20 protein-coding genes and 2 tRNA genes are annotated in these 25,810 nt (G+C 43.8%); 8 read left to right on the top strand and 14 right to left on the bottom strand.

Translation table 11 applies throughout. From position 1 onward, the window contains the following. Positions 1–72 precede the first annotated feature (72 nt). Positions 73–2,862 carry a DNA gyrase subunit A gene (gene gyrA / locus FQ082_RS02465; RefSeq protein ID WP_149491908.1) on the bottom strand — a complete coding sequence of 930 codons (2,790 nt, stop codon included), beginning with the start codon at positions 2,860–2,862 and terminating at the stop codon, positions 73–75. A gap of 507 nt (positions 2,863–3,369) precedes the next feature. Here gyrA and FQ082_RS02470 point away from each other — a divergent pair. Beyond that, positions 3,370–4,257, top strand: coding sequence for a methyltransferase domain-containing protein (locus FQ082_RS02470; RefSeq protein WP_149491909.1), 888 nt, complete (start codon positions 3,370–3,372; stop codon positions 4,255–4,257). A gap of 58 nt (positions 4,258–4,315) precedes the next feature. Here FQ082_RS02470 and FQ082_RS02475 read toward each other — a convergent pair whose 3' ends face one another. From FQ082_RS02475 to FQ082_RS02505, 7 genes are all read right to left on the bottom strand, one after another. Further along, positions 4,316–5,581 carry an ABC transporter ATP-binding protein gene (locus FQ082_RS02475; protein ID WP_410477372.1) on the bottom strand — a complete coding sequence of 422 codons (1,266 nt, stop codon included), beginning with the start codon at positions 5,579–5,581 and terminating at the stop codon, positions 4,316–4,318. 257 nt (positions 5,582–5,838) lie between these two features. Further along, positions 5,839–7,524 carry an ABC transporter permease gene (locus FQ082_RS02480; protein ID WP_149491911.1) on the bottom strand — a complete coding sequence of 562 codons (1,686 nt, stop codon included), beginning with the start codon at positions 7,522–7,524 and terminating at the stop codon, positions 5,839–5,841. A 53-nt stretch (positions 7,525–7,577) separates the two neighbouring features. Then, positions 7,578–8,702: an extracellular solute-binding protein gene (locus tag FQ082_RS02485; RefSeq protein WP_149491912.1), complete on the bottom strand. Its 1,125-nt coding sequence runs from the start codon at positions 8,700–8,702 to the stop codon at positions 7,578–7,580. A 261-nt stretch (positions 8,703–8,963) separates the two neighbouring features. Then, entirely contained in the window at positions 8,964–9,707 is a 744-nt protein-coding gene (locus tag FQ082_RS02490) for a 16S rRNA (uracil(1498)-N(3))-methyltransferase (RefSeq protein ID WP_149491913.1), read from the bottom strand. Positions 9,708–9,715: 8 nt separating this feature from the next. Further along, the gene (locus FQ082_RS02495) at positions 9,716–11,311 is read right to left on the bottom strand and encodes a 3-deoxy-D-manno-octulosonic acid transferase (protein WP_149491914.1); all 1,596 of its coding nucleotides are present in this window, start codon (positions 11,309–11,311) and stop codon (positions 9,716–9,718) included. A 123-nt stretch (positions 11,312–11,434) separates the two neighbouring features. Then, positions 11,435–12,934: a tetratricopeptide repeat protein gene (locus FQ082_RS02500; protein ID WP_149491915.1), complete on the bottom strand. Its 1,500-nt coding sequence runs from the start codon at positions 12,932–12,934 to the stop codon at positions 11,435–11,437. 102 nt (positions 12,935–13,036) lie between these two features. Continuing rightward, positions 13,037–14,680, bottom strand: coding sequence for a cardiolipin synthase (locus FQ082_RS02505; protein ID WP_133104683.1), 1,644 nt, complete (start codon positions 14,678–14,680; stop codon positions 13,037–13,039). A 281-nt stretch (positions 14,681–14,961) separates the two neighbouring features. Here FQ082_RS02505 and FQ082_RS02510 point away from each other — a divergent pair. From FQ082_RS02510 to FQ082_RS02520, 3 genes are all read left to right on the top strand, one after another. After that, positions 14,962–15,037, top strand: a tRNA-Val gene (locus tag FQ082_RS02510). A 65-nt stretch (positions 15,038–15,102) separates the two neighbouring features. After that, a tRNA-Asp gene (locus FQ082_RS02515) sits at positions 15,103–15,179 on the top strand. Between the two features lie 511 nt (positions 15,180–15,690). Next, entirely contained in the window at positions 15,691–16,170 is a 480-nt protein-coding gene (locus FQ082_RS02520; protein ID WP_149491916.1) for a hemerythrin domain-containing protein, read from the top strand. Between the two features lie 156 nt (positions 16,171–16,326). Here FQ082_RS02520 and orn read toward each other — a convergent pair whose 3' ends face one another. Next, positions 16,327–16,914: an oligoribonuclease gene (gene orn, locus FQ082_RS02525; protein WP_011514059.1), complete on the bottom strand. Its 588-nt coding sequence runs from the start codon at positions 16,912–16,914 to the stop codon at positions 16,327–16,329. A 251-nt stretch (positions 16,915–17,165) separates the two neighbouring features. Here orn and rsgA point away from each other — a divergent pair, with 251 nt between their 5' ends. The 4 genes from rsgA (at position 17,166) to secB (ending at position 20,075) form a co-directional block, all read left to right on the top strand. Then, positions 17,166–18,269, top strand: coding sequence for a ribosome small subunit-dependent GTPase A (rsgA, locus tag FQ082_RS02530; protein WP_149491917.1), 1,104 nt, complete (start codon positions 17,166–17,168; stop codon positions 18,267–18,269). Positions 18,270–18,416: 147 nt separating this feature from the next. Then, positions 18,417–18,872 carry a rhodanese-like domain-containing protein gene (locus FQ082_RS02535; RefSeq protein ID WP_149409625.1) on the top strand — a complete coding sequence of 152 codons (456 nt, stop codon included), beginning with the start codon at positions 18,417–18,419 and terminating at the stop codon, positions 18,870–18,872. A 291-nt stretch (positions 18,873–19,163) separates the two neighbouring features. Beyond that, positions 19,164–19,427, top strand: a complete 264-nt coding sequence (gene grxC, locus FQ082_RS02540) for a glutaredoxin 3 (protein WP_011280820.1) — start codon at positions 19,164–19,166, stop codon at positions 19,425–19,427. 195 nt (positions 19,428–19,622) lie between these two features. Further along, on the top strand, positions 19,623–20,075 hold the full coding sequence (gene secB, locus FQ082_RS02545; RefSeq protein ID WP_011514062.1) for a protein-export chaperone SecB: 453 nt from the start codon (positions 19,623–19,625) through the stop codon (positions 20,073–20,075). Between the two features lie 244 nt (positions 20,076–20,319). Here secB and adk read toward each other — a convergent pair whose 3' ends face one another. The 5 genes from adk to FQ082_RS02570 all read right to left on the bottom strand — a co-directional run bounded on the left by adk (position 20,320) and on the right by FQ082_RS02570 (position 25,733). Beyond that, positions 20,320–20,976 (bottom strand): adenylate kinase, encoded by a 657-nt coding sequence (adk, locus tag FQ082_RS02550; RefSeq protein WP_149409626.1) that lies wholly within the window; start codon positions 20,974–20,976, stop codon positions 20,320–20,322. Positions 20,977–21,195: 219 nt separating this feature from the next. Continuing rightward, entirely contained in the window at positions 21,196–22,476 is a 1,281-nt protein-coding gene (gene ccmI / locus FQ082_RS02555; protein ID WP_149491918.1) for a c-type cytochrome biogenesis protein CcmI, read from the bottom strand. Further along, positions 22,473–23,039: a cytochrome c-type biogenesis protein gene (locus FQ082_RS02560; RefSeq protein WP_149491919.1), complete on the bottom strand. Its 567-nt coding sequence runs from the start codon at positions 23,037–23,039 to the stop codon at positions 22,473–22,475. The genes ccmI and FQ082_RS02560 overlap by 4 nt, the downstream gene beginning before the upstream one ends. Next, positions 23,036–23,686: a DsbE family thiol:disulfide interchange protein gene (locus tag FQ082_RS02565; RefSeq protein WP_149491920.1), complete on the bottom strand. Its 651-nt coding sequence runs from the start codon at positions 23,684–23,686 to the stop codon at positions 23,036–23,038. Before FQ082_RS02565 ends, FQ082_RS02560 begins: the two co-directional genes overlap by 4 nt. Before the next feature lies 1 nt (position 23,687). Next, positions 23,688–25,733, bottom strand: coding sequence for a heme lyase CcmF/NrfE family subunit (locus FQ082_RS02570; protein ID WP_149491921.1), 2,046 nt, complete (start codon positions 25,731–25,733; stop codon positions 23,688–23,690). Positions 25,734–25,810 lie beyond the last annotated feature (77 nt).

The following is a 25,810-nucleotide window of genomic DNA, read 5'->3' on the forward strand; positions in this document are numbered from 1 at the left end:
AACGATAACGTCAGAGGCTTTTTTTATAAAAGGTAATAAAAGAATAGACCAAAAAGCTAACTAATAAAAGCGTTATTCGTCAGTGTCAGTTTCTGTATGACTAGTATCATCAAAGTCTGTCTCTGTAGCATCACTATTCGCCGCATCAACATCCATCTGTTCTTGACCTTTTACTTCAAACGTTCCATCTTCTCTCATTGCATCAATCAGCTCATTGTTACCCTCTTCGTGCTCAACACGCGCCATAGCAACCAGCTTTTCATCTTTTGATAAACGAATCAGCGTGACGCCTTGGGTATTACGACCAGAGCTTGCTACATGCTCAACTGGGGTACGCACCAAAGTACCTTTGTCTGAGATTAAAATAATATCGTCTGTAGAATCCACCTTGGTAGCACGAACCAGCGCACCATTACGCGTGCTAGTTTTAATAGCAATCACACCGCCACCGCCACGATTTTGGGTGTTGAACTCCTCGATAAAGGTGCGTTTACCAAAGCCATTTTCACAAGCAATCAGAATCTCGCGGACATCATCTTCGATAACAACCAATGATTTGATAAATTCATCAGCAGTCAGACGCATACCACGGACGCCTTTTGCCGTACGACCCATCGCACGAGCATCAGTTTCATTAAAGCGAATCGCTTTACCACTTGACGCAAATAGCATGACTTCTTGGCCACCATTGGTGATACGAGCGCTCACCAATTTATCGCCTTCTTCTAAGCCAACCGCAATCAAACCGTTCGAGCGAATATTGGCAAACTGTTTCAGCTCTACGCGCTTCACCGTACCATTCGCCGTTGCAAAGAATACAAAAGGCGGCTCTGCTTGCGTGCTATCGTCTAATAGATCATCATCACTATCTACTAGAGCATCTGCTGATGTTTCGCCTTTGACCGATAACTCTTCTACTATTTTTGGAATAGGCAATATCGTTGTGACCGTTTCATCAGCATTTAAGCCAATCAAATTCACTAATGGACGTCCACGGGCACCGCGGCTGGCGATTGGCACTTCAAAACCACGTAAACTAAAGACACGACCTGTATCAGTAAAGCACAGTACGGTTGCATGCGTTGAAGTCACAACTAAGTGATCAATCACATCGTCCTCTTTCATCGCCGTCGCTGATTTGCCTTTACCGCCACGTTTTTGCGCGACATAATCGTCAATGGGCTGCGTTTTCGCATAACCAGTACGTGATACCGTCATCACAACCGTTTGCTCTGGGATCAAATCTTCACGGTTAAAGTCCATACGCGAATCAATAATATCGGTGCGACGCTCGTCACCAAAATTATCACGGATTTCAATCATCTCATTTGAGATAATGGTCATTAATTTATCAAAATCGCCAAGTATAGATTCTAGATGAGCGATTTCACGCAACAAGTCTTGGTATTCTTCAGTTAATTTATCTTGCTCAAGACCAGTTAAACGATGCAGCTGCATATCCAAAATCGCATTGACCTGCTCAAGCGATAAGCGATAGCTTTCTTGATTATTAATCAGACCAAACGGCGCTTTTGGATCTTCGCCCTCGATAAAGTCAGGACGTACCGACTGGCTGCCTGCAGCGGTTAGCATCGCTACAACACTACCTGAACCCCAAGTATTACCCAGTAAGTTTTCACGAGCTAAGCCGCGGTTTGCAGACGCTTTAATCGTCGCAATAATCTCATCGATATTAGCAAGTGCAACGGTCAAACCTTCAAGCAAATGACCACGGACACGGGCTTTATTGAGCTCAAAAATGGTACGGCGCGTTACCACTTCTTGGCGATGGCGTACAAATGCTGCAATCAGCTGACGTAATGTCAATAGCTTCGGTTGACCATTGTCAAGCGCCACCATATTGATACTAAAGCTCGATTCTAACGGTGTTTGCAGGAACAAGTTGTTAACGATCACTTCCGCTGTTTCGCCACGACGTAAATCAATAGCGATACGCATACCGTCTTTATCAGACTCATCACGAATCTCGGTAATACCTTCGATTTTTTTGTCACGCACAAGTTCTGCAATACGCTCAATCAGCTTGGCTTTATTGGTTTGATAAGGCACTTCGGTGAAAACAATACGCTCACGGTCACGGTTGACACCCGTCTCACTCATCGGCTCAATAATATATCGACCACGTACATGCAAGCGACCTTTACCAGTACGATAAGCATCTAAGATACCGGCGCGACCATAGATAATACCGCCTGTCGGAAAGTCAGGACCTGAGATATGCGACATCAGCTCTTCAGCAGATATTTGCGGATTTTCAGCATAAGCTAAGCAAGCGTTAATCACTTCCGTCAGATTGTGCGGCGCCATATTGGTCGCCATACCAACCGCAATACCGGTAGCACCATTAATCAATAAGTTAGGAATACGCGCAGGCAACACGCTTGGCATACGCTCAGAGCCATCGTAGTTGTCTTCCCAATCGACGGTATCTTTATCCAAGTCAGCAAGCATTTGGTGGGTCAACTTGGTCATACGCACTTCGGTATAACGCATCGCTGCCGGAGGATCATCATCAATTGAGCCAAAGTTACCTTGACCATCAACCATCGGGTAACGCAAGCTAAAATCCTGTGCCATACGTACGATGGCATCATAGACAGCACTATCGCCATGTGGGTGATACTTACCAATGACATCGCCAACCACACGTGCAGATTTCTTGTAGGCTTTGTTATAGTCATTAGACAATACATGCATCGCATACATCACACGGCGGTGTACGGGTTTGAACCCATCACGCACATCAGGCAGCGCGCGCGAGACGATCACGCTCATCGCATAATCCAAATAGGACTGCTTTAATTCGTCCACAATGGCAATAGGACTGACCGATTCGCTCATATACACTCCCTCACTCACATCTACTCTCTAGCATTGGCATATCTAAGCCATAATGGGCAACAATAACGGCACCAAAGCGCCGTTATATAATAAATACAGTGACCATCAAAAAAGGCTTAGCAACCATTCAAATCTATAGAGAATTAGCGATAGTTTTAATGTTGAATAAAAGAAACTATTTTAGCACAAATTTGTTGATTTAGGGGGTTCTAGGTGCTATTAAAATCAAGCAAAACAGTTCATTAATCGCTACTTTTTGCATCAATTACCATGATTCACAAACCTTTCCCAACAGCATTGATATCACTGGCTAATTTTGCCATTGATATATATAAAGACCGTTATTTAGCAATAACATTTAATGCCCACTTTTTTCAAATAGCGCGTAATCAGAGTTGGGTGTTGATGCAATTTAAAAACAATCCTAAAAAGACGTCAACGCTAGATTAGCGCCCTGCTTTATTGTACGATACGCCATCATAAATCCTCCGATATAGACAACCCTTTATGCCAACCAATCCTCAATATATTAATAATAGCGATGTGGTAGACTCTACAAAAAATGTGACAGTACAAGCGTTAAAAGAAGATGTGCGTACTGACCGCAGTTTTGATGCGATTGCCGATCACTTTGAAAAAAAGGTCTATGGTGGCTTAAAGGGAGACATTCGATTAGCAGTATTGCGCCGTGATATTTTTGACTACTGCGCGCAGATGAGCCTCACGCTTGGAAGACCGTTACGTATTTTGGATGTGGGCGCAGGGCTTGCGCAAATTGCGATTGAGCTTGCGACTCAAGGACATACACTGGTCATCAATGATATCTCAGCCAATATGTTAGAGAAGGCCCAAGAGCGCGCTGCACAAAGTAGTGCAAACGATGAAAAATTGAATATTACGTGGTATGTATGCCCGTATCAAGAGCTTGAAGAAAAGCTGGCTGATAAGACGGAGAAATTTGATTTAATCATGTGTCACGCGCTACTTGAATGGTTGGCAGAGCCTGCCGCGGTAATGGACTTTTTTGACCAGCAATTATGCGATAATGGAGCATTATCGCTGTGCTTTTATAATCCAGCGAGTTTTGATTATCGTAACTTGATAATGGGTAATTTTAACTTATTAGATAACACTGAATATAAAGCCGACAATAAAAAGAGCCTAACGCCCAATCATCCGGTTGCAAAGGAAGAGGTTGAAGCTTGGCTAAAGGCGCATGAGTATCAGACTCTGATCGCCAGCGGACTGCGCGTATTCCACGATTATTCGCCGCTAAAACGTGGTGGGCATAATGATCCTGAAGCGGTCATACGTATGGAGTTACGCTACTCTCAACTGGATCCCTATAAGTGGCTTGGACGCTACTTACATCTACTAGCGACGCGTGTCTCTTAACAACTTTAGAACTGAACTATCAGGCGTCCTTTTGGTAAAGACAACATAATAAACACTATCATATGTCCTCGAACCGCTCTGACCTATCGTACTCCGACCACGTGGTGGCATTGATATCCTTTTCGTCAAATACCACTACATGCTCGAGTATCGGCAAGATACCGATTTGTGTGCCGACCTCATGATTATGATGACTGGCAACTAAGGACAATACGGTTTGACCATCATCTAGTTGCAAGCGATAGAGATAATTGGCACCGCGAAATACCCGACCAACCACTAAGGCGGTCTGCGTACTGTCATCATCATGGATAATGTCATCGGGACGCACCAATACCTTAATCGGCGTACCATTCGGATAATCGTACTCACAATACTGCGGCTGACCGGACGCATCGTAGACTTCCATCCGTCGATAAATATCACCAAGCGCCGTCTCAACATGACCTTCTTTGATGATGCCGTCTATCATCGCGCCTTCACCGACGAACTCAGCGACAAACGGGCTGACCGGTTCATGATATAGCTCACTTGGGGTTGCCCACTGTACCAGCTTACCTTTATGCATGACGCCGACTTTATCAGCGAGCGCAAACGCTTCATTTTGATCATGAGTGACCAAAATCGCAGTGGTATTGGTACGTTTGAGGATATCACGAACATTCATGGCCAGTGACTCACGCAATACCACATCCAAGTTCGAAAACGGCTCATCGAGCAGCAATAGCTTAGGCTTCGGTGCCAATGCACGAGCCAATGCCACCCGCTGCTGCTGTCCACCTGAGAGCTCACTTGGACGCTTATCAGCGTGTTCAGACAACTCTACCAGCGCTAGCATCTCAGCAACACGGGCTTTTTTGTCGGCAGCCGACCATTTATTGAGACCAAAGCCGATATTTTTTGCCACGCTTAAATGACCAAACAGCGCATAGTCTTGAAATACCATCCCCATGCCGCGCTTGGCAGGCGCAACAGCAAATGAGAGTCGCGCTGCTTGCTCTGTCAGTCGCTGATTGTTAAGCGTGATTTTGCCGCTACGACTCTCTTCTAATCCGGCAATCGCTCTTAATGCCGTGGTCTTACCACAGCCGCTATAACCTAAAAAGCAACCAATTTCACCTTGCTGTAGGTTGAGTGACAAACCATTGACCACTATGGTGTCGTCATAGCCAACCACCAAGTCCTGTACACTAAAATACGGCTGAGTGGCAGCGGTTTCATGATTCTGAATGAAGGTACTATCTAAGTTAGCAACACCTTGTTGTAATTGTAACTCTCTTTCCGCTACAGCTTGCGCCATTTGCGCTTTGGTTATGATAGTCATAGGTGGCTTTTTTACATTACTGTGTCGTGCTTTACTCTGAGGCTCTACAGAATCAGAGTCTGCTGGATTTATTGAATCGTTCATCAAGTCAGTATACATAGACAGTACCAATAAGCTATTAGTGAAGAAAATCCAGCGTCACAACATTCAAAATATTAGACGTTAAAAACATGAAACTTTAAAAGTGTGAATAACGTGAAAAGCACCAATTAGAATCCGTTGATCATTTAAGCACAATACTTTAATTAAAAAATACCTTAACCCTGCTTATCGCTTTGACGCAGTAATATCCAAACAGGAATAAGACCGACCAATACAATTAACAAACTTGGTAATGCAGCGCGACCCCACATGCCTTCACTGGTCATCTCAAATACCCGAACGGCTAGCGTATCCCAACCTTGACGCCGCGTCATCAAAGTAATCGGCATCTCTTTCATCACTTCGACAAAACCCATCAACAAACCCGTTAATACCCCTGGGCTCAATACGGGCAACATCACTTGCCGCCAGCGCTGAAAAGGACTATCGCTAAGCAATTTAGCAGCCGCTTCTTGATTGACGGTCAAGCGCTGAAGCTGACGGTCTACCGGCTGAAAACTGACCGTCATAAAACGGGTCGATAGAGCCAGCAGCATCACGATCACACTCCCAGATAAAAACTGCTTGGAGGTTATGCCATAAGCAATCAGCTGATTATCCAGCCACGCAATCGGAATAAAGATCCCGACCGCTAATACCGTACCCGGCACCACATAGCCCAAATTAGCTAAAGTAGTCATAAGCTTGGTAGATTTGTCCGGATATTGACGCTTAATCCACGCAATCGTAATCGCTAAGACCGCAATAAACGCAGTGGTAATACTAGCAATCATGAGGCTGTTGGTAACAAAATCAATATAGCGGGCATCAAAATCTTGCTGAAAATTTGCCGCTGTCCAATAGATAAGCTGTGCAAACGGGATCAAAAATGCTATCAAGAATACCAGCGTACAAAGCAGCGTCATAGCAAGCTTAGCTGGTTTACTGACTTCAAAACGTTGGCTACTACCTTGGGTAATAATATTACCGCGTTTTGCTTGCCAATATTGTTCAAACAAGACAACAATGAAGACCACACCAATTAATAGTGCTGCCAACTGTGCCGCTGTCGTCAAGCTAAAAAACCCAAACCAAGCTTTATAGATGGCAGTAGTAAAGGTATCAACATTGAATACTGACACCGCGCCAAAGTCTGCTAGCGTCTCCATACTTGCCAGTAGCAAACCACCGATGACCCAAGGTAATGCTTGCGGTAATGCCAACCGAAAAAACACTCGACCACGACTTAAGCCAAGCATCTGCCCAGCTTCAATAGCTCGCCTACCTTGAGATAAAAACGCTTGGCGCGCCAACAAATAAACATAAGGATAAAAAGCCAATGACAAGATCAGCCCTGCACCCCAGACGTTACGTACTGACGGAATGGCAGTCGTAACCCCAAAATCTCTTAATGCGGTTTGTAATGGTCCACTAAAATCAACGATACCAACTGTGACAAATGCTAAGACATAAGCTGGCATAGCAAGCGGCAACATCAGCGCCCACGAAAAAAACCGCTGTCCAGGGAAGCGGTACATACTCGTAAGCCATGCCAATGCCGTGCCAATCGTGCCAGAAATTACTGTAACCATTAATAGTAAAATAGCCGTATTTTTGAGGACTTGCGGCAATACGTACTCACGCATATGCCCCCAAATATCAGCGACGGGCTGTGTCCATGACAATAACACGATTAAAATCGGTACTAGCATAAACAACGAAATCAGTCCTAAGACTGATTTCGAGATGACACGTTTACGGGTAGCATGGTCTTGGCGAATAGATTTACTCGTATTGCCTGTCTCATTACTTTCATTGACAGTATTGTTCTGACTTGCAGACGATTCTGGCATTGTTATCATAAGTTGTTACCGTGTCATACGCATCATAACCCCATTAAATGACTGGCAGACTTTTATTTATAGCCTGCTTTGTCCATCATTTGAATAGCTTGGGTTTGTAATGCACCAAATTTCTGTACATTGATATCGTCTGGTTTGAACTGACCCCAAGATCTAAGCATCTCTGACTCATCAATCCCAACTTTGACTGGGAATTCTTTATCAGCGCTAGCATAAAGACCTTGTGCGTCATCAGAGGACAACCATTCCATCAGTTTCAATGCGCCATCTGCATTGTCTGAACCCGTTACTACGCCAGCACCTGAGATATTAACGTGCGTGCCTGTCGTACCTTGGTTTGCCCAAAATATTTTTACTGGGAAATCAGGCTTTTCATCAAGCAGGCGACCATAGTAGTAGCTATTGGCAATACCCACTTCACACTGACCAGCAGCGATAGCTTCTAGTAGATTGGTATCATCACTGAAAACATCAGTAGCTAAGTTAGCAACCCAACCGCGGATGACCGCTTCTGTTTTTTCAGCACCTAAATGCTCCATCATGCTTGCAACCAATGACTGGTTATAAACCTTTTTCGAGGTGCGTAGACATAATTTGCCTTTCCACTTTGGATCCGCCAAATCTGCATAAGTGGATAATTGATCAGCGCTTACTTTACTTGGGTCATAAAAAATCGTACGGGCGCGCAATGACAAACCTGTCCAGCGACCTTCTGGATCACGATATTTAGCCGGTACATTTGCTTCCAAAACGCTAGAAGCAACAGGTTGCAGTAGACCTTGCTCAGCTGCTTGCCATAAGTTACCGGCGTCAACCGTCAAAAGCATATCGGCTGGGGTATTCTGACCTTCAGCTTGCAGACGCGCCATCAGTGGACCATCTTTGTCTGTAACCAGCTCAATCTTCACACCCGTCTGTTCAGTATAACGATCTAACAATGGCTTGATTAGCTGCTCATTACGTGATGAGTAGATAGTCACTGTCTGTCCATCAGCACTCGCTGCGTTGTCTTTTGCTACTTCTTGCTCAGTGCTTGGTGCTGGCGTTTCCGCATCAACACTTTCTTCTGGCGTCGATGATTTACTACAGCCAGCAAGCGCTAACATCATGCCAAATACGGCAACCGGTAAAGTAAGTTTAGCAGAAGATAAATTTGCACTGATTACATTCAATGACATGGTTTTCCCCATAATAGCGCGGCAGATAGGTGGAATAAAAAGACATTAAAAATCATGGATTGATAGGATTAAAAAGACCCTAATGTCTGGAAAGCATATACTAATGGAAATGATATTAATTATCAATACATTTATTTAGCTCGATTATTGAGTTAAATAATCGGTAATTAATGCTGTATATAGTGGTTTTTTAATGGGGTTTTGATGCCGTTGTAATAAATCTTGCCGCATTTCCAACTAAGACTTATATCAGTTATTATCTTACAATAGCCATTGCCCCAGAATAGCATTGACTGCCGCTTCGGTGCGCAATATTCGTGCACCGATATGTACCGTTTGGCAGCCTTGCATCACAAGTAGCTCAACTTCATAATCAATCCAGCCTCCTTCTGCACCGATAAAAACCATGCTTGGTAGTATCGATTTCTGAGGTGATTCAGAGCTTTCTAATTGTTGTTGCACATATTGTGAAAACGATAATTCAGCATAAGGGTGAGCGACAATAGCGCGATTGGTGATTAAATTTGCCAACTCATCTTCAACAAAGGGCTTAAAACGTTTTTGCAAACTGATACGCGGCGCGACGGTATCAACGCCTTGTTGCAGACCTTCTAATACAAACTCATCAAGGCGACTCAGCATCGGGCTTTGCCAGTAGCTTTTTTGCGTACGATAGCTGTTAATCAAGATGATATCGCGGACACCAAGCGCGGTCATGTCCATAATCAGACGGCGCAATACTTTGGGGCGTGGCAATGCCAACACTACCGTGAGATCAAGCTTAGGCGGCGGTGCTGTGAACAAACTTACCTCACATAAATCAATACGCTCAGGCGTCATATCAGCAATGACAGCAGTGCCAAGATTGCCTTCTAACTGCCCAATTTTTAGGGTGTCGCCTACTTTCGCTCCCAGAACTTGGTTGACATGCTCAATTTGCGCCACTGCATTGATATATGCAGATTCATTAGAAAAGTTTGCAGCCGGTAATAAAATACAGTTCATAGTGGCTCTTAATTTAAATCTTGGCTAACACTTTGAAGAGCATGCTGCTCGATGACTTTTTCTATCATTGATAATTGACGACTCAATACTGCTTGCTGCTGATCGGTCATCTGCGCGCCCGCCTCCCCTGCCTGCTTAGCCAATGCTAAATGACTCATCCAATATTTTAGCTGCTGATAAATCAGCGTCTCATCATCGGCAAATTTTTGGTTTTCGTTCGCTTGTTCATCATGATTATTAGTATGATCAATCGCCTGATAAAAAGGGTTGTTTGGCTGATATAACGCCCCTACGCTTGCTAATTTATCCACGACGCTTTGGCAAGATTGCGTATAAATGCCCATTAAAACTGGTGTCGCCACACTTGCCGGCTCAACTGGATTATGTCCGCCCACCTCGACCAATGAGCCGCCAACCACTGCCACATCGGCAAGAGCATACCAATTCATTAACTCACCCATGCTATCCGCCAGATAGACTTGAGTGTTTATATCAATAGCTTCTGCTGCACTGCGCCGTGCCATGGTCAAGCCTGAATTTTGAATCAGCGCTGCCACTTCATCAAAACGCTCTGGATGGCGCGGAACGATAATAAGTAGTGCTTTTGCCAATGCAGGGTTTGACAGTAATTGATGCTGCCATGACAGCACAATGCCTTCTTCACCACCATGAGTGCTTGCTGCCACCCAGATTGGGCGATTGACTACGCCCAAATCACTCGCCGTCACACTTGTTTTTTCTGCTAACTCTGCCTGCTCGCTATTTAAAATATCGACATCAATCGCCTTATCATCATCTGGCTCAGACACATTAGACAATTTAGGCGTATTGATGACCCATTTTAGTGAGCCTGCCACACGGATTTGGGCGCTATGCGCACCCAATTGTCGAAAGCGTTTGGCGGAGTCATTATCCTGCGCAATGATTAAACTCAAATTTTTCATCATGCTGGTGCTGACTGCGCCAATTTTTTGATAGCTTTTAAAAGAGGATGCTGACAGTCGCCCATTCACCAAGATACTTGGCATATGATGCTCAGATAATTTGGTTAAGATGTTTGCCCATAGCTCTGTTTCTACAAATAAAGCAGCAACAGGTTGTACATGAGTCAAAAAGCGCTCAATCACCGCCGGACTGTCAACCGGTACATAACTGTGACTCAATCGACCTTGCGCAATGTTTTCTGCAAATCGACTGGCACCGCGCGCAAAACCAGTCTGGGTAGTATTGGTCAGCCATATCCGATAACCACGAGACAATAGTGCATCCAATAATGGCGCAACGGTATTGGTCTCACCTAACGAGACCGCGTGGCACCAGATGGTTTTATTTTGCTTATTAACATTGATGCTGCTGTTTAAATTCGCAGCTGGCAGATATGTTTCTGTGGCTATAGGAGGCGCAGGATAACGCTTACCAAAACGCTGCTCGACTTCTTGCTGATAATTATCACGCGCATGCGAGCGGCGCCATACTTGCAGGCGATATAACGGCTTTAATAAGCTTATGCCGACTTGATAATATACAGGCGGCTTATATACCGCTTGGCTTTGCAGAGGCTGTGCCTGAATGGAAAGGTTTTTTGAGGTGTCAGAAGATGGCATGCAAAAGCCCAGATAATTAATGGAGCAGATAATAGGAGTCGCGCACAAAAAAACGCACCAATTCTACCTGAATTTATTGCCAAACAATACGTTTTTAAATTCAAGGATGTTGGTCATCGTTTTTTAGACCAAAATAATAATGAGTAAGGCTATTACGATAATGACTGCAAACAGTAGCTGATAGCGCTTAAGGCTATGCTGCTCTTGCTTTTGGGTGTTGATTAACGTTTGTGCTTGTTGCCACTGATCGACCAAGCTTGCCGCTTCGATGTGCCCATTTTCTGCCGCTTGCTCGAGCCAATATTTACCGACCTTAAGGTCTTGCGTAACCCCTACGCCTTGATAATACATTTTACTCAGTAAGCGCTGGGCTCGACTGTCATTTTTACTTGCCGCTTGTTGCACCCATTCAACCCCAGCCTCTATACCAGCGACTTTATCAGCGCCTTCGTTTGCTATCAGACCTTCGCCGAGAAGCTCATACATCGCCAAGCGCAACATCGCAGCACTGTTGCCTGCATTTGCAGCGTTTTTTAATCCTAGCAAGGCCTGCTGCTTTGCTTGCAGATGCGCCTCTGAAAAGACGACTTGCTTACGGGGTTTTTCTTGCTTGGCAATATGACGTTCAAACTGATCTAAAACCTTGCACGCCTTCTCATATTCAGTTTCGCCCGTGGTCTGTATTACTTCTATCTCATGTAGCTCTGTTAATAGTTGGCTAAAAATCTCTGGCGTGGGTGGTTTTTTTGCGACTGCCGTGGTTTTTACTGGTTCTACTATAGGTGCTGCCGTTGCGTTTGTTATTTCTATATCTTCTACTAATGGCATTGATGTAATTGTAGTAGCTGCTGTAGACGATACATTACCCACTTTGTCATCTGAAAGTTGAGTTGCCGCCATGTCTATGGACGACTTACTATTCGAGTAAAGGGATGTGCTACTATTTTCAGGGCTTACTTTCTCAATAAATGCCTTTTCATTTGCTGTTTGAGTGTTTGGTTTATCTGCTATGGTCGTATCAACCAAATGAGGCTGATGATTTACAGATTTTGGTAATCTGGCGCTCACCGCTTGGTATAAGCCACTAGCGACTTGACCACCTTGCGCCGATTTAAACGCGCGGTCGATATGACCAAATAAACGCATCCCTATCGGTTCTAAAGCAAAGAAAAGCGGGATATTATCTTTATCACTGCTATCTTGGGTATTAACATCAGTATCAGCGCCATAAAACATTGCCATATGTTGATAAAAATCATCGGTCGTCAGTACTAATTCAGGATAGCGGGCATCTAGCTCAAACTGACCAAACCAACGCGGCGATTGTTGCCATTGCCGCGCCAATACTCGTCCTGCATAAAACGCCAAAAACACCATAAAGTTACGATAGCGCTCATCTTTTAATAACGTTGCTTCATCCCAAATGCTTGTTTTGACCATATCGCGGCGTATCTGAGACAGTAACGTATCTATGCGCTGTAAGCTTGCCAGCGATTCATCCAAACCACAGTGATGCAAATCCACTTCGTAAGCGATACCGCCTGCGACAGCACGCCTTGCCAAAAAATCTTGCCAATAACCTGTTGCAATATAATCAAGGGGCGTTAAGGGCGATGCAGACATAAGAAACGCGTATCCTTTAAAAAAGCAAATTAATCATAGAGGCAATGAACTAAAGGCAGTTGTGCAAAATATAATGCTTACCTTAACTTAAAATATGTAGGGCTACAATAATGGACTAAATAAGCGTATCACATTATCAAACAAGCGTTCAGCCTTATGACGCCGTTGCCACTGATCCAAGGTTAAAAAACGACAGCTTTGTAAATACGAGTCTTGACAAGCGGCAACTTGCGCGACCATTTCAGGCGTATAAATCGCCAAACTGACTTCCATGTTCAGATAAAAGCTGCGCATATCGATATTGACGGTGCCAAATATACAGTAATCGTCATCTATAACTACTGTTTTGGCATGCAGCAGACCACCCTTAAACAGAGCAATGGTAACGCCCGCTTCTAACAACTCTTGGTAATACGCTTGCGAGGCGTGCTGAACTAAGAATGAATCAACCTTTTCAGGGATAATCAGCGTAACTTTGACCCCGCGTTTGGCTGCCGTCACTAGCGCGCCTGACAAAGCTTCATCCGGTACAAAATACGGCGTTGTGATACAAATACAGTGATTAGCACGATGTAAAACGGTTACTAAGGTATTATAAATAACGTGAGCGGTCACTTGTGGCGCTGAAGGAATCAGCTGCGCGACCACGCCTTTTACCACCGGCATCTGCGGAATCACTGTCGACATCGCACCAGTACAGGGGTTTTCTACATTTTCTAGCCCATCATCCAATACTTTGATGCGACTATTGATGTCATTAATCGTCGGATTGCGCACATACAGCTTACGTGTGTAGCTGTTGACTCGTTGATGCAGCGCATCTAGATTGTCACTGTTTTCCGCCCCGATATCGGTCACCACCACTTTTGCCATTGCAGTCGCAATGCTAATGTCATTATCACTGACACTGCGTATCGCCACATCAATCCATTCACCGACGTCTTTATTCTGCTTAAAAAACTTAGGATCAACCAAATTAAAGCTACCGATATAACCGATATAACCATCAATAACCACGATTTTACGATGATTACGCAAATCTGAACGCTTAAATAACGTTTTAAACAACCCTACTGGCAATGACTGATGGACAAAAACGCCTGCTTTTTCTAATTTTCGATGGGCTTTACTGTTAAAAAAACTAAAACTCCCCACACTATCAATCAGAATATGACACTCAACTCCGCGTTGAGCGGCTGCCATTAACGATTCTATAACATCAAGCACCTGCCCCTTAGGATAAATGATATAAAACTCCATCAAGATACTGCGCTGAGCGGCATTGATGTCATCAATCAAACGTTTAAAAATAATATTGGCGTGTGTCAACAATTGCATATCATGGTTTGAGAATACCCCAAACCCTGTCCAGCGCGTACCGATATGACTGACCCCACGGTAATGAGTCGGCAATACCTCTTGCCCTTCATCAAACACCAAGCGCTCCCGTTGTGCCATCTCATTCATCAGTAGTCGCGCTTGATCCATTCGCTGGCGATAACGTCGACCTATCATCGGCTCACCCACCAGCACATAGGCAATCAAGCCAAATACGGGCAAAGTAAACAAAACCGCTATCCATGCAATTGCCACCCCAATATTGCGCTGTACCGAGACAATACGCAACGTCATCACAATCATAAGAATAATATGAAATATCAGACCTAGCCCAGCAAAGTCTGTCCAAGACCATGCTGCCACTTGCTGCTCAGTAGTAGATAAAGCTTCTATTGTTTTCGCCTCCAACTGGTAATAGCACAATATAATCAAATACGACCAATCAAGTATAGTAGCTTTTATCCGCCGCGCAATAGGTAACTATTCGTTGACTAGGTAGTTGTCATATGGGCTATCACATCATCTAGCCATACTCTCAAAAGCCTTTTTAATAATCATTTTTTAAAAAATGTAAAATAGTGTTTGACAGCCATGTGTAAATCTATATAATACACACCCACAGCAGCAGAGCTTAGTGACAAACTTAGAGCTCAGCTGATGTTGAATAAATTGCTTAGCAATTGTTCGAAGGGTGATTAGCTCAGTTGGTAGAGCGTCTGCCTTACACGCAGAATGTCGGCGGTTCGAATCCGTCATCACCCACCACTATTTAGTATAGCGTTACTCTAAAATAGTAAGCTAAGTGGTTAAATAAACTAAGTACGACCTAAGCAGCGGTAGTTCAGTTGGTTAGAATACCGGCCTGTCACGCCGGGGGTCGCGGGTTCGAGTCCCGTCCGCTGCGCCATATTTAAAACTTAGTTTTAATACAAAAGTTTCAACCTCAAGTATTTATATTTGAGGTTTTTTTGTGTTTATTATTTACCTAAATCTCTATTATATATGTAATCCCCGCCTTTTAAACCTTCTGTCCTCCCATGGCTCACTGGCTCCTTACTCTCCTCCGTTATCTATCTTCAATAATAAATAATCACTATTCTTAAAGTCGCCATTTGAATAGTCGGTGACTAAATGGTGACCATCTTTACACGTTTACATGACATACTCATGATGTGGTCAATTTTCATGGAAGAGAGTCTTATGCTAAATGTTGCTAAAAATAATTTTTATACTGGTCAATCGTCGACCTTATTCATGAGGACAATACTTGGAGTCGGCTAACCAATACTAAGATCATATGCCCACCTGTGCTCATATGGCTGCCTCAGACAAATACAGAATGAGTAGTTATTGAGCATACTGTACCGTGACAAATAATGAATAAAGTATAATCTATTGAATCATTACGGGTTTTTATTATGAAACGCGCCAATCAATTACAGCCTTTATCTCGCCAACATCACCTTGGACTTAACCTATCTCGCCATGCTAAAGAATGTACTGATGAGCCTGCTGAGATTGCCAAGCATTGGCATTATCTCATGGCTTATATTAAAGATATGCAAGCTCACTTTAATATTGAGGACACCTTAATCGCTCATGTTTTAGAGCCTTACCGTGCCTCTCATACTGAGGTTGCCTCAGTGCTTGAGACTTTAGATGCTCAGCATAAACAGCTATATAAACTAATGGATGAAACTGAGCATTCACAGAAATCCATCAATAAAGAGGTAACCGCTGCGCAAGTTCAAGCATTGGGCACGCTTTTATACGACCTTATTCGTTTTGAAGAGCGTGAGTTATATCCAGCTGTTGAAAAACACCTGACAGAAGCAGAGCTCAATGCCATTTATGAAGCGAGCCCTGACAGTATCAAACGTACTGATGAGCTGCGTTAAAAACTAAGACAGCCTTATTAATCATGACTCCAATAACACCTCTAGATTATAATTTTGATTATTTAATACAAAAAAGCCTTCAAACAAATTAGCCCAATCATAGCGCTTGATTCATCTGAAGGCTTTCTTGATACCTTTTTTTCTAAGGTGCCGATTTTAAGGTATCAGCTTAAAGAAATGCTGACGATAGTGCTTAAGCTCACGAATTGAGTCACGAATATCATCTAACGCTAAATGACTGCCACCTTTCTCAAAATTCTTGAGGACATCAGGACGCCAGCGGAAGCAAAGCTCTTTAATAGAAGACACATCAAGGTTTCGATAATGAAAAAACCGCTCAAGCTCAGGCATTTGACGCGCCATAAAGCGGCGATCTTGGCAGATTGAATTGCCACACATTGGCGACTTACCACTATCGACCCATTTATTCAAAAATTTAATGGTTTCAGCTTCCGCCTCAGCCAATGTCACCGTACTACGGCGTACACGGTCAACCAACCCTGATTGCCCATGCTGCTTGGTATTCCAGTCATCCATGCCGTTTAACTTTTGATCTGATACTTTAATCGCAAAGACAGGTCCTTCGGCAAGGACATTCAAATCTTCATCGGTGACAACAGTCGCTATCTCGATAATCTCATCATTTAGAGTATCAAGTCCGGTCATTTCTAAATCAATCCATACCAGCCCTTTTTTGCCTTGGTTTCTGATTTTAATTTTATTGGGATGGTCGCCGGTGGTCATAAAATATCCTATGGTCAATAAAGTTTGAGACAACTTACAAGCAATGCTTTAATAGCAATGTGAATAAAATAATGCGCCTATCTAACTATCTCAGTGCAAAAAATATTTGTAATTAGGCAACTGTGAATTTCACTTAGAATTTATGAATACTAAAATATTACAAAATCTCTGCCCAGTGCAGGCGCTTTAGGCTGTATGTTAGCAAATTTTCACGCTACACTGAGCAATATTTTATAATAGGTCACCAACCCATGGCATTAATCCGACAACGCAAACTAACGAAACAACAGATTCGGCGCATCGATAAGCAGCAATTATTAAGTCAAGACAGTATCGATGACAGTTTGATGGATGGTGTGGTCATGGCGCATTATGGCAAGCAATTGGAAGTGCAAGTGACCAGCTTACCATCATTCATACCTGTGCAGCCTGAGGTTGCACCTGATGACCCTGAGCCGTTTTGGCAAGAGTTGGCACTCGGTGATATTTGGCGCTGCCACGTACGTACCAATCTACCAATGCTAGCAGCAGGTGATCAAGTGCGCTGGAATGCTGACTCTAATACAGGATTTGGTCGGATAGAATCAGTCAAACCACGTACGTCATTGGTATCCCGACCTGACCGCTATCATAAGCTCAAGCCTGTCGCCGCCAATGTCGATATTTTGGCGATCGTATTTGCACCCTTACCTGCTGCCGCCCCGACACTTATAGATCGCTATTTAGTCGTTTGCCATCATGCTGGGGTCAAGCCTTTATTAGTGCTGAATAAAGCCGATTTATTGGCTCAAGAAAAAGGCGTCGATACCAATGAGTTATTGGCGCAATATGGTGCACTTGGTTATGAGAGCGTTTTGACCTCAGTTGACTGTCCTGAAAACGTCGCGGATAGCGATGAACAGGAAGGACTTGACGAGCTAAAACGCTATATAGATAAAAAGCTGGTTATTTTTGCAGGGCAATCTGGCGTCGGTAAAAGCAGCTTGATCAATGCGCTGCTACCTGAATCAGCACAAAGCGTGAATATCATCTCTGATAATTCAAAACTTGGTCAACATACCACTACCACCAGTCGCTTACTGCCCTTTAATCCAGCCGATTTGACCCAAGGCGGCATCGTCGATACCCCTGGTATTCGCGAGTATGGTATTTGGCACTTGACGCCTGATGACATTATTTCTGGCTTTGTTGAGCTTGCACCATTATCTGGTGACTGTCAGTTCCGCGACTGTCGCCATACTCATAATAGTAAAGGCTGCGCGTTATGGGAAGCAGTTGCTGATGGCAAAGTATTGCAGCGACGCGTTGAAAACCTCGTGACGCTAAGAGAAGAGGCAGATACTAAGCCCTATTGATCCTTATTAATTCTTATCTACTGTTAATCACGATGATGACCATCACACGTTTACTATGGATAGGCTAATCGGTATAATAGCGCCTTGTTCAATCCATTAGGCTGTCTTCTCAGCGTAATAGAACACTTATTTTTTTGGAGGTATGGTTTGGATCGTGCGCTGGAATTTGTGGGCAACCACCCGTTTTTATTTGGTATATTAGCCGTACTAGCCGTGCTATTTTTTGCTATTGAAAACAAACGTAGCGGTAAAAAGATTTCACCCAATACCCTTGGTATGATGGTGAACTCGCAAAATGCGCAGCTTATCGATATCCGTGCCAAAAAGAAGTTTGTCACCGGTTATATCCAAGGCAGTCGCAATATCCCATTTACTGAGCTAAAAGACCGCATTGAGGAAATTCGTGCGATTGAACAGCCAGTAATTATTATCTGCGATATGGGCGTACAAGCAGGTGCTGCCATTCAGATGATTGGTAAAGAAAACGTCTATCGCTTAGAAGGCGGTGTTGGTGGCTGGCAAGCTGCTGGAATGCCACTTGTTGGCATAAAGGATGCTAAGCCGAAGACTAAAGTCAAAGCAAAACCGAGCTTGCACAAGTAGTTTGATAGCGCGCTTTATTAAACTATGAGTTACTATCTATCGGTAGTGAATAAAAAAGACACCTTTTTATAGGGTGTTTTTTTTATGTGGGATTTGTGATACTGACGACGCTTTTGTATTTATTTGGCTTGAATTTATATTGCCTATCCCCACTTTATAGTGAGCATAATAGAATATAGGCTTGTGATTTACTTGATTGCAGCCTCTATAGGCAAATTTTATAATACTACTTTCCATCCTATAACCTATCCGATAACAATTGCTCTATACATTTATAAATAAGGATTTATCATGACTGTATCTGTTAAAGTTTATACTACTCCTATCTGCCCATATTGCTCAAACGCTAAGCAACTGCTGAAATCAAAAGGCGTTGATTATGAAGAGATTGGCATGCACGATATGAGCAGCGATGATCGCCGTGCTTTAATGCAAAAGACCAATAACTATCGTACCGTGCCACAAATCTTCGTCGGTGAGACTTTTGTCGGTGGTTTTGATGAGCTCAATCAAATGAACCAACAAGGCAAACTTGACGAGCTATTAGCGGGTTAATTTGCTATCTTGCTATTCTGGCTGTCTTTATTTATTTTACTAGTCTATGTGAGTCATATATATAAGTAACGATAGGGACAGCTATAAAGGGCTTTGATAAAAAATATCGAGCTTTTGTCTCGAATTATATTACAATGCTATTTTACTAAAATAACAGTTTGCCCAATCACTTGATTAACTTTTAGAGGAATTATCATGGCTGAAGAACAAGCACAACCGCAATTAGCACTAGAACGTATTTATGTCAAAGACATGTCACTTGAAGTCCCAGGCGCTGGCGTATTCACCAAAGAGTGGAACCCTGAGCTTGATATTAATCTATCTAGCAATGCTGAAAAACTGGATGATGACCATTATCAGGTTGTATTAACCGTTAGTGTCACTGCGAAAAATGCTGAAGAAGCGGCGTTTATCGCGGAAGTTCATCAAGCAGGTATCTTCTTATTAAAAGACATCCCAGAAGATCAGATTGGTCAAATCCTAGGTGCTTATTGCCCGAATGTTTTGTTCCCATATGCTCGTGAAGTCATCAGCGACATCGTAACGCGTGGTAGCTTCCCGCAGTTATTGCTTGCCCCAGTTAACTTTGACCAAGCTTTTGCGCAAAGTCAGCAGCAAGCACAAGTTGATGCTGAAGGTAATGCTTAAGTTTTGAATTAAACGCTACTGGCTGTATCAATAAGACGTTTTAATAAAAAAGCCGTTTACTTATCATGAGTAAGCGGCTTTTTTATGGAAATTTTTAGAGTTTATTTTTAATCATTTAGATTTATGTTGCTATTGTTTATTATTTTTGACCCATTAAAAAACCCTGCTGATTGCTATTACTAGCAGCAGGGTCTTTCATAAAAATATTCGATTAATCCGCTATATTCTAGCGTCAGTACAAATATTAGCCTTTTAGGGCAGAAAATATTTGTTGCTTAACGTCATCAATACCTTGGGTACCATCGAACTTGTCATACTTAGGCGCATCGCCGCCTTCTTTAGCTTTGTTCTGATAAAAGCCAACGAGGGCTGATGTTTGCTCATGATACGTAGCTAAGCGGTCGCGAATGGTTGACTCTTTATCGTCTTCACGTTGGATAAGCGCTTCACCGGTGACATCATCAATGCCATCGACCTTTGGTGGATTGTGATCAATATGATATACACGACCAGAGCCAGCATGTTGGCGACGACCTGATAATCGCTTGACGATTTCATCATCAGGTACACTGATTTCAATTACATGATCAATCGTAACGTTGGCATCTGCAAGCGCTTGCGCTTGTGGAATGGTACGCGGGAAACCATCTAAAATACAGCCGTTAACACAATCAGGCTTAGCGATGCGTTCTTGCACGAGGTTAATGATCAGATCATCAGAAACCAAACCACCAGCGTTCATCACGTCTTTGGCTTGTTTGCCAAGCTCAGTGCCTTCTTTGATTGCTGCACGCAGCATATCACCCGTTGAGATCTGCGGAATATCATATTCTTTAGAAATAAACTGAGCTTGGGTACCTTTACCGGCGCCTGGTGGACCTAGCAAAATAATACGCATCATTACACGATTCTCCTTAATAAATAGGATTTTGGGACTAATAAAACTTAGGGATTGGTGGTTTGCAGAGCTTACCTTACCTTGTGGCTTTCAAAACCTCAAGTATTTTTAGTATTGATGCAGCAACATATGATGACTTATCTGTTCATGAGAGAAGGTTGCGCGCCATAGATGAAACGATAGCGCGCACTAAATGTAGGATGATATTCTGGACTCAGCGAGTTAAGGAACCTGCTGATTAATGACCACATTGACTTGATTCTGCTCGACGCTTATCACCACAGGATTACCTGATAGATCACCTGACTCGGCAATGGCAGTACCACTATGACTGATGCGAGCAATGACAGCGAGTTGAATTTTTTCATCACGCGCAGATTTTAATGTGCGCTCTGGCATCATCGCATCTAAATCACTTAGACTAACAGTTGCTTCGCCTTGCTTAATCACGCTAATCGGTAAACGCTTGGCGGCAAATGGCGGACCACCTTTCACATCACGTATCGCGACAAACAATACATCTTCAGCTTTCACTAGTGGCAACAATGAACGATCAATAGAGACGGTAACTTCAATACCTTCAGATGCTTGCTGCTCTTGTGCCGTGACATTGGCACTTAGCTCATCAAGACTGCTCAATGCTTGGGTATGGTCACCTGGTTTGGCAGCAATACTCTTACGTAACCGCTTAATCCAACCTTGCGCTTGTTCAAAATTATTACCACGCGCCTCGCCCATTGCCATCAGCATTTGCGCACCTTCGTGCTGCGGATTTTTGGCAAGAACGTCTTGCAGCACACGGCGGCTATTGGCATCAAGCTGACCTTTATTAGCAAAAAAGCTAATCTGCGCATAAGTGGTGGCGATTTCTTCGTTGTCAGGCGACAGACGATAAGCACGAGACAAAGCTTCAATCGCTGAGTCAGTGGCTTCCAAAGATAAGAACAGCTCTGATAAACGCATCCAGCGATCAGGGTCATCGGCATGACGATAGACGTTGGTCTGCATCGCGCTGATCAATTGAGTACCATCTTCAATCGCCCAAGCGGGTGGCTGGTCAATCTTACCGGTCAATAAGTCATCTGCCACTTGAGCAACTTTGTCTTCTGCTGCCCACAAATCAAAGACTGGTGTACGATCACCGACTAAGAAATAAGCCAACGCTGCCAGCACAGGCACCCATACCATGATAATCAAACGACTCTTGATACCAGGCGCGACCATTGGGGTGACTTCACGCTGTGCATCCAATAGCTGACGCTCAAGCTCGATCTTTTGATTTTGATAATGGGCGTCATCAATCGTGCCGTTGTCTTTGTCTGATTGTAATTCTGTCAAACGCTCACGAAATACAGCGATATTGATGTCTAGTAGCTGATTGTCAACAGGATTTTCTCGTAACCTTGAAGCTCGTAGCCAAGGTGTGATAACGATCACTGCCAGTATGAGTGCAATCAGTAAGCTTAGGGCAATAAATAAGCCAAAAGTAGAAAATAGGATCATTTTTTGTCCTCTATGCTTGTGATGTCATGATCTGTTTTATTGCGATCAGCTCGTGATAACAGACGATCAAGTTCCGCTTCTTCTGCTGCTGATAACGCAGCAGCGCTGTCTACCAAGATGCCACTTTGACCACGGGCAATACGCTGACTGCGTTTGCTTTGCCAAAACCAGCCAGCAATTAATACAATTAATAATAATGGCGGGAAGAACCATAATATCCACGTTGAAGGACGTACTGGCGGCTTATAAGTAATAAAATCGCCATAGCGCTCTTGCATATAAGCGCGAATCTCACCATCACTACGACCTTCTTTAATCATGTCATAGGTTTTTTGCTTTAAATCTTGGGCAATCGGCGCATCAGAACCTGCCAAGTTTTGGTTTTGACATTTTGGGCAACGCAGCTCTTCGATAAGACCACGGTACTGGGCTTCCTGCTGCACTGAGTCAAAGTCGTAGACGTCAATGGCGGCATAAGCACTGATACTAAGCACGCCAAAAAGACAAGCAATGATCAAACTTGCCAAATTTTTCGTGATAGATTTTAATGGCATCATAATCATTTGCACGCCTCCTTAACTTGGTCAAGATCAGGGCTGACATTACTTTTATCAGCCTCATTGAGCACCATCAGACAAGGCGTGATACGGCTCTGCCAATTACTTTCATTAATCTCACCAACAATGTGCTGACGAATAATACCTTCACCATCAACCACAAAGGTTTCAGGTGCACCGGTCAAACCCAAATCTAAGGCAAATTGACCAGATAAGTCTTGGATAGACATCGAAAAAGGGTCACCGCCACGGTTTAAATAACCGAGGGCGTCGCCAATATCATCTTTGTAGTTGACGCCCACCAGATTGACGCCACGTTCCTCTAACTGCATTAAAAAAGGATGCTCAATGATACAAGTTGGGCACCAAGAGCCCCAAATATTCATCAAAAACGGCTGATCTGGCAAGTTGTCATTGGTCATAATACGACTGGTATCAGACAATAACGGCAACTCAAAAGCGGGCACCGGACGCTCAAGAGCGGTATTGGTTACGATTTCGGTCGGCTGACCTAAACGAAAATACAGCATGACTATAAAAGCGGCAAAGATGATCAGCGGAATCAAAAACCATATCCTAATTTGGCTTTTTTTCATCGTTTGATTGCCTTTTTTATCAGTACCTTTTTGAGGAGACTTCTCTGATTGAGTCATCTTATTTCTCCCCTATTGTTGCCGTGGCATCTGTCGCATTGTTGCCATCTAAGTCAGCAACGGTCGCGAAACCTGACTTGCTTGCTGTAATTTGAGCGGGCGTCTTAGTTGTTTTGAGACGATAGCGCCTATCAAGCATACTCAATAGACCACCCAATGCCATAATAATAGCGCCGAGCCATATCCAGCGAATCAATGGCTTCACGTAAATACGTACTGCCCATTGATTGCTACCCTCAGCGATAGGCTCACCAAGTGCGACATACAAATCACGCATGAGGTTGGCATTAATTGCCGCCTCAGTCGTCGGCATCGTACTGATGATGTAAGTCCGTTTTTCAGGATGAAGTATCGTGACATCTTCACCCTTCTTGGTTACTGTGACCTCAGCTTGCGTTGCATCAAAGTTACTGCCTCTCGTCTCTCTTAAATCCGTCAATGCAAAGTCATAACCTTGGACATTAACCGTTTCGCCAATCCTTAGTGCCACATCGCGCTCGATGCTTAAGGTACTAGTAAAAGCAACACCGATAGCGGCTACGATAACGCCAACGTGCGCTGTTTGCTGACCCCAGTAACTTAAACGGAGCTTAGCTAAGCCTTTGAATAAGCTTGGGGCATTTTTGGTTTTGTCTTTAAAATCAACCACCATCCAGAACAATACCCAAAAGCTCACCGCTAGCGTCACACCAATATTGAGCATGGCAGATGGGCTAACAAAATAGGCAATGACTGCAGCTAAAACAAGGCTACTTGCCGCAATGACCATGCCAGCGCCTAAGAGCGGGCGACTGTCTTGTTTCCAGCGGATATTGGAACCCATGCCCATTGCTATCATTAATAGCCAAGTCAGTGGCACAAACAGTGCATTAAAGTACGGAGGACCTACGGATACCTGACCTAAATTGAAGGCGTCGGCAATGATAGGATAGAGCGTACCAAGTAATACCACTAAGGTCGCAATCAAAATGATGACATTGTTAATGACTAAAAATGACTCACGGGAAATCAGCTGATATTGACTCTCAATAGTCAGACGCCAGCCACGCACAGCGAACATCAATAAACCACCGCCCACAATAATGCCAAGAATCGCTAAAATCACTAAACCACGTGTAGGATCTGCGGCAAATGAATGCACAGAGGTAATAACCCCAGAGCGTACTAAGAATGTCCCAAGTAAGCTTAATGCAAAAGCAAAAATGGCCAGCATAATCGTCCACGCTTTAAAGACACCGCGTTTTTCAGTGACTGCCAGTGAATGGAGCAACGCCAAACCTGCCAACCAAGGCAATAGCGAAGCGTTTTCTACTGGATCCCAAAACCACCAACCACCCCAACCAAGCTCGTAATACGCCCACCAAGAACCCAGTGCAATACCAATAGTTAAAAAGCCCCAAGCAGCCAATGCCCATGGACGTGACCAACGTGTCCATACCGCATCTAAGCGACCTTCCCACAGTGCTGCCATACAAAAAGCAAACGGCACTACCATACCGACATAGCCCATATACAGCATCGGCGGATGGATAATTAAACCAAAATCCTGTAAGACAGGATTTAAATCAGCACCATCCACGGGCAAGTTTGGCAAAGTGCGGTCAAACGGTGACGAGGTAAAGATGAGCATGGCCAGCATCATCATCTGTACAGCAGCTAATATCACCAATACACGCGCCCGCATCGACAATGGCAAACCACGACTAAAGTATGAGACCAAGGCACACCACGTTGCCATGATAGTCATCCATAGTAGCAGCGAGCCTTCATGCCCGCCCCACGTCGCTGATAACTTATAATACCAAGGCAGCAAGGTATTCGAGTGCTGCGACACATAGACAAGGCTAAAGTCATTAAAATAAAAGCCTGCCATCAATGCGCCAAACGAGGTAATCATGGCGGCAAACTGCGCCCATGCCAAGCTCGGTGCCAAACGCTGCCAAGCAACATGGTCACGCATAACGCCTATCGTTGGTAATACTACCTGCAAAATCGCCAACATAAAGGCGGCTAGCACGGCAAAATAACCCAATTCTGTGATTAACATACGGTCTAACCTTGTTTACCTTAATACGGTCATTGTTTATTTTAGGGATTGGTATTGCAGGATAATCGAAAGTATCC

It is taken from the genome of Psychrobacter sp. ANT_H56B, assembly GCF_008369245.1.
Lineage (GTDB): Bacteria > Pseudomonadota > Gammaproteobacteria > Pseudomonadales > Moraxellaceae > Psychrobacter > Psychrobacter cryohalolentis.

Excerpts from the sequence above, each read along its gene's own strand:
- FQ082_RS02485 (WP_149491912.1), bottom strand. The coding sequence starts at position 8,702 with ATGTCATTGAATGTAATCAGTGCAAATTTATCTTCTGCTAAACTTACT.
- FQ082_RS02480 (WP_149491911.1), bottom strand. The coding sequence starts at position 7,524 with ATGATAACAATGCCAGAATCGTCTGCAAGTCAGAACAATACTGTCAAT.
- ccmI (WP_149491918.1), bottom strand. The coding sequence starts at position 22,476 with ATGATCCTATTTTCTACTTTTGGCTTATTTATTGCCCTAAGCTTACTG.
- FQ082_RS02520 (WP_149491916.1), top strand. The coding sequence starts at position 15,691 with ATGAAACGCGCCAATCAATTACAGCCTTTATCTCGCCAACATCACCTT.
- FQ082_RS02470 (WP_149491909.1), top strand. The coding sequence starts at position 3,370 with ATGCCAACCAATCCTCAATATATTAATAATAGCGATGTGGTAGACTCT.
- adk (WP_149409626.1), bottom strand. The coding sequence starts at position 20,976 with ATGATGCGTATTATTTTGCTAGGTCCACCAGGCGCCGGTAAAGGTACC.
- FQ082_RS02475 (WP_410477372.1), bottom strand. The coding sequence starts at position 5,581 with ATGACTATCATAACCAAAGCGCAAATGGCGCAAGCTGTAGCGGAAAGA.
- FQ082_RS02500 (WP_149491915.1), bottom strand. The coding sequence starts at position 12,934 with ATGTCTGCATCGCCCTTAACGCCCCTTGATTATATTGCAACAGGTTAT.
- FQ082_RS02570 (WP_149491921.1), bottom strand. The coding sequence starts at position 25,733 with ATGTTAATCACAGAATTGGGTTATTTTGCCGTGCTAGCCGCCTTTATG.
- secB (WP_011514062.1), top strand. The coding sequence starts at position 19,623 with ATGGCTGAAGAACAAGCACAACCGCAATTAGCACTAGAACGTATTTAT.
- FQ082_RS02560 (WP_149491919.1), bottom strand. The coding sequence starts at position 23,039 with ATGATTATGATGCCATTAAAATCTATCACGAAAAATTTGGCAAGTTTG.
- FQ082_RS02490 (WP_149491913.1), bottom strand. The coding sequence starts at position 9,707 with ATGAACTGTATTTTATTACCGGCTGCAAACTTTTCTAATGAATCTGCA.
- FQ082_RS02495 (WP_149491914.1), bottom strand. The coding sequence starts at position 11,311 with ATGCCATCTTCTGACACCTCAAAAAACCTTTCCATTCAGGCACAGCCT.
- gyrA (WP_149491908.1), bottom strand. The coding sequence starts at position 2,862 with ATGAGCGAATCGGTCAGTCCTATTGCCATTGTGGACGAATTAAAGCAG.
- orn (WP_011514059.1), bottom strand. The coding sequence starts at position 16,914 with ATGACCACCGGCGACCATCCCAATAAAATTAAAATCAGAAACCAAGGC.
- FQ082_RS02565 (WP_149491920.1), bottom strand. The coding sequence starts at position 23,686 with ATGACTCAATCAGAGAAGTCTCCTCAAAAAGGTACTGATAAAAAAGGC.
- grxC (WP_011280820.1), top strand. The coding sequence starts at position 19,164 with ATGACTGTATCTGTTAAAGTTTATACTACTCCTATCTGCCCATATTGC.
- rsgA (WP_149491917.1), top strand. The coding sequence starts at position 17,166 with ATGGCATTAATCCGACAACGCAAACTAACGAAACAACAGATTCGGCGC.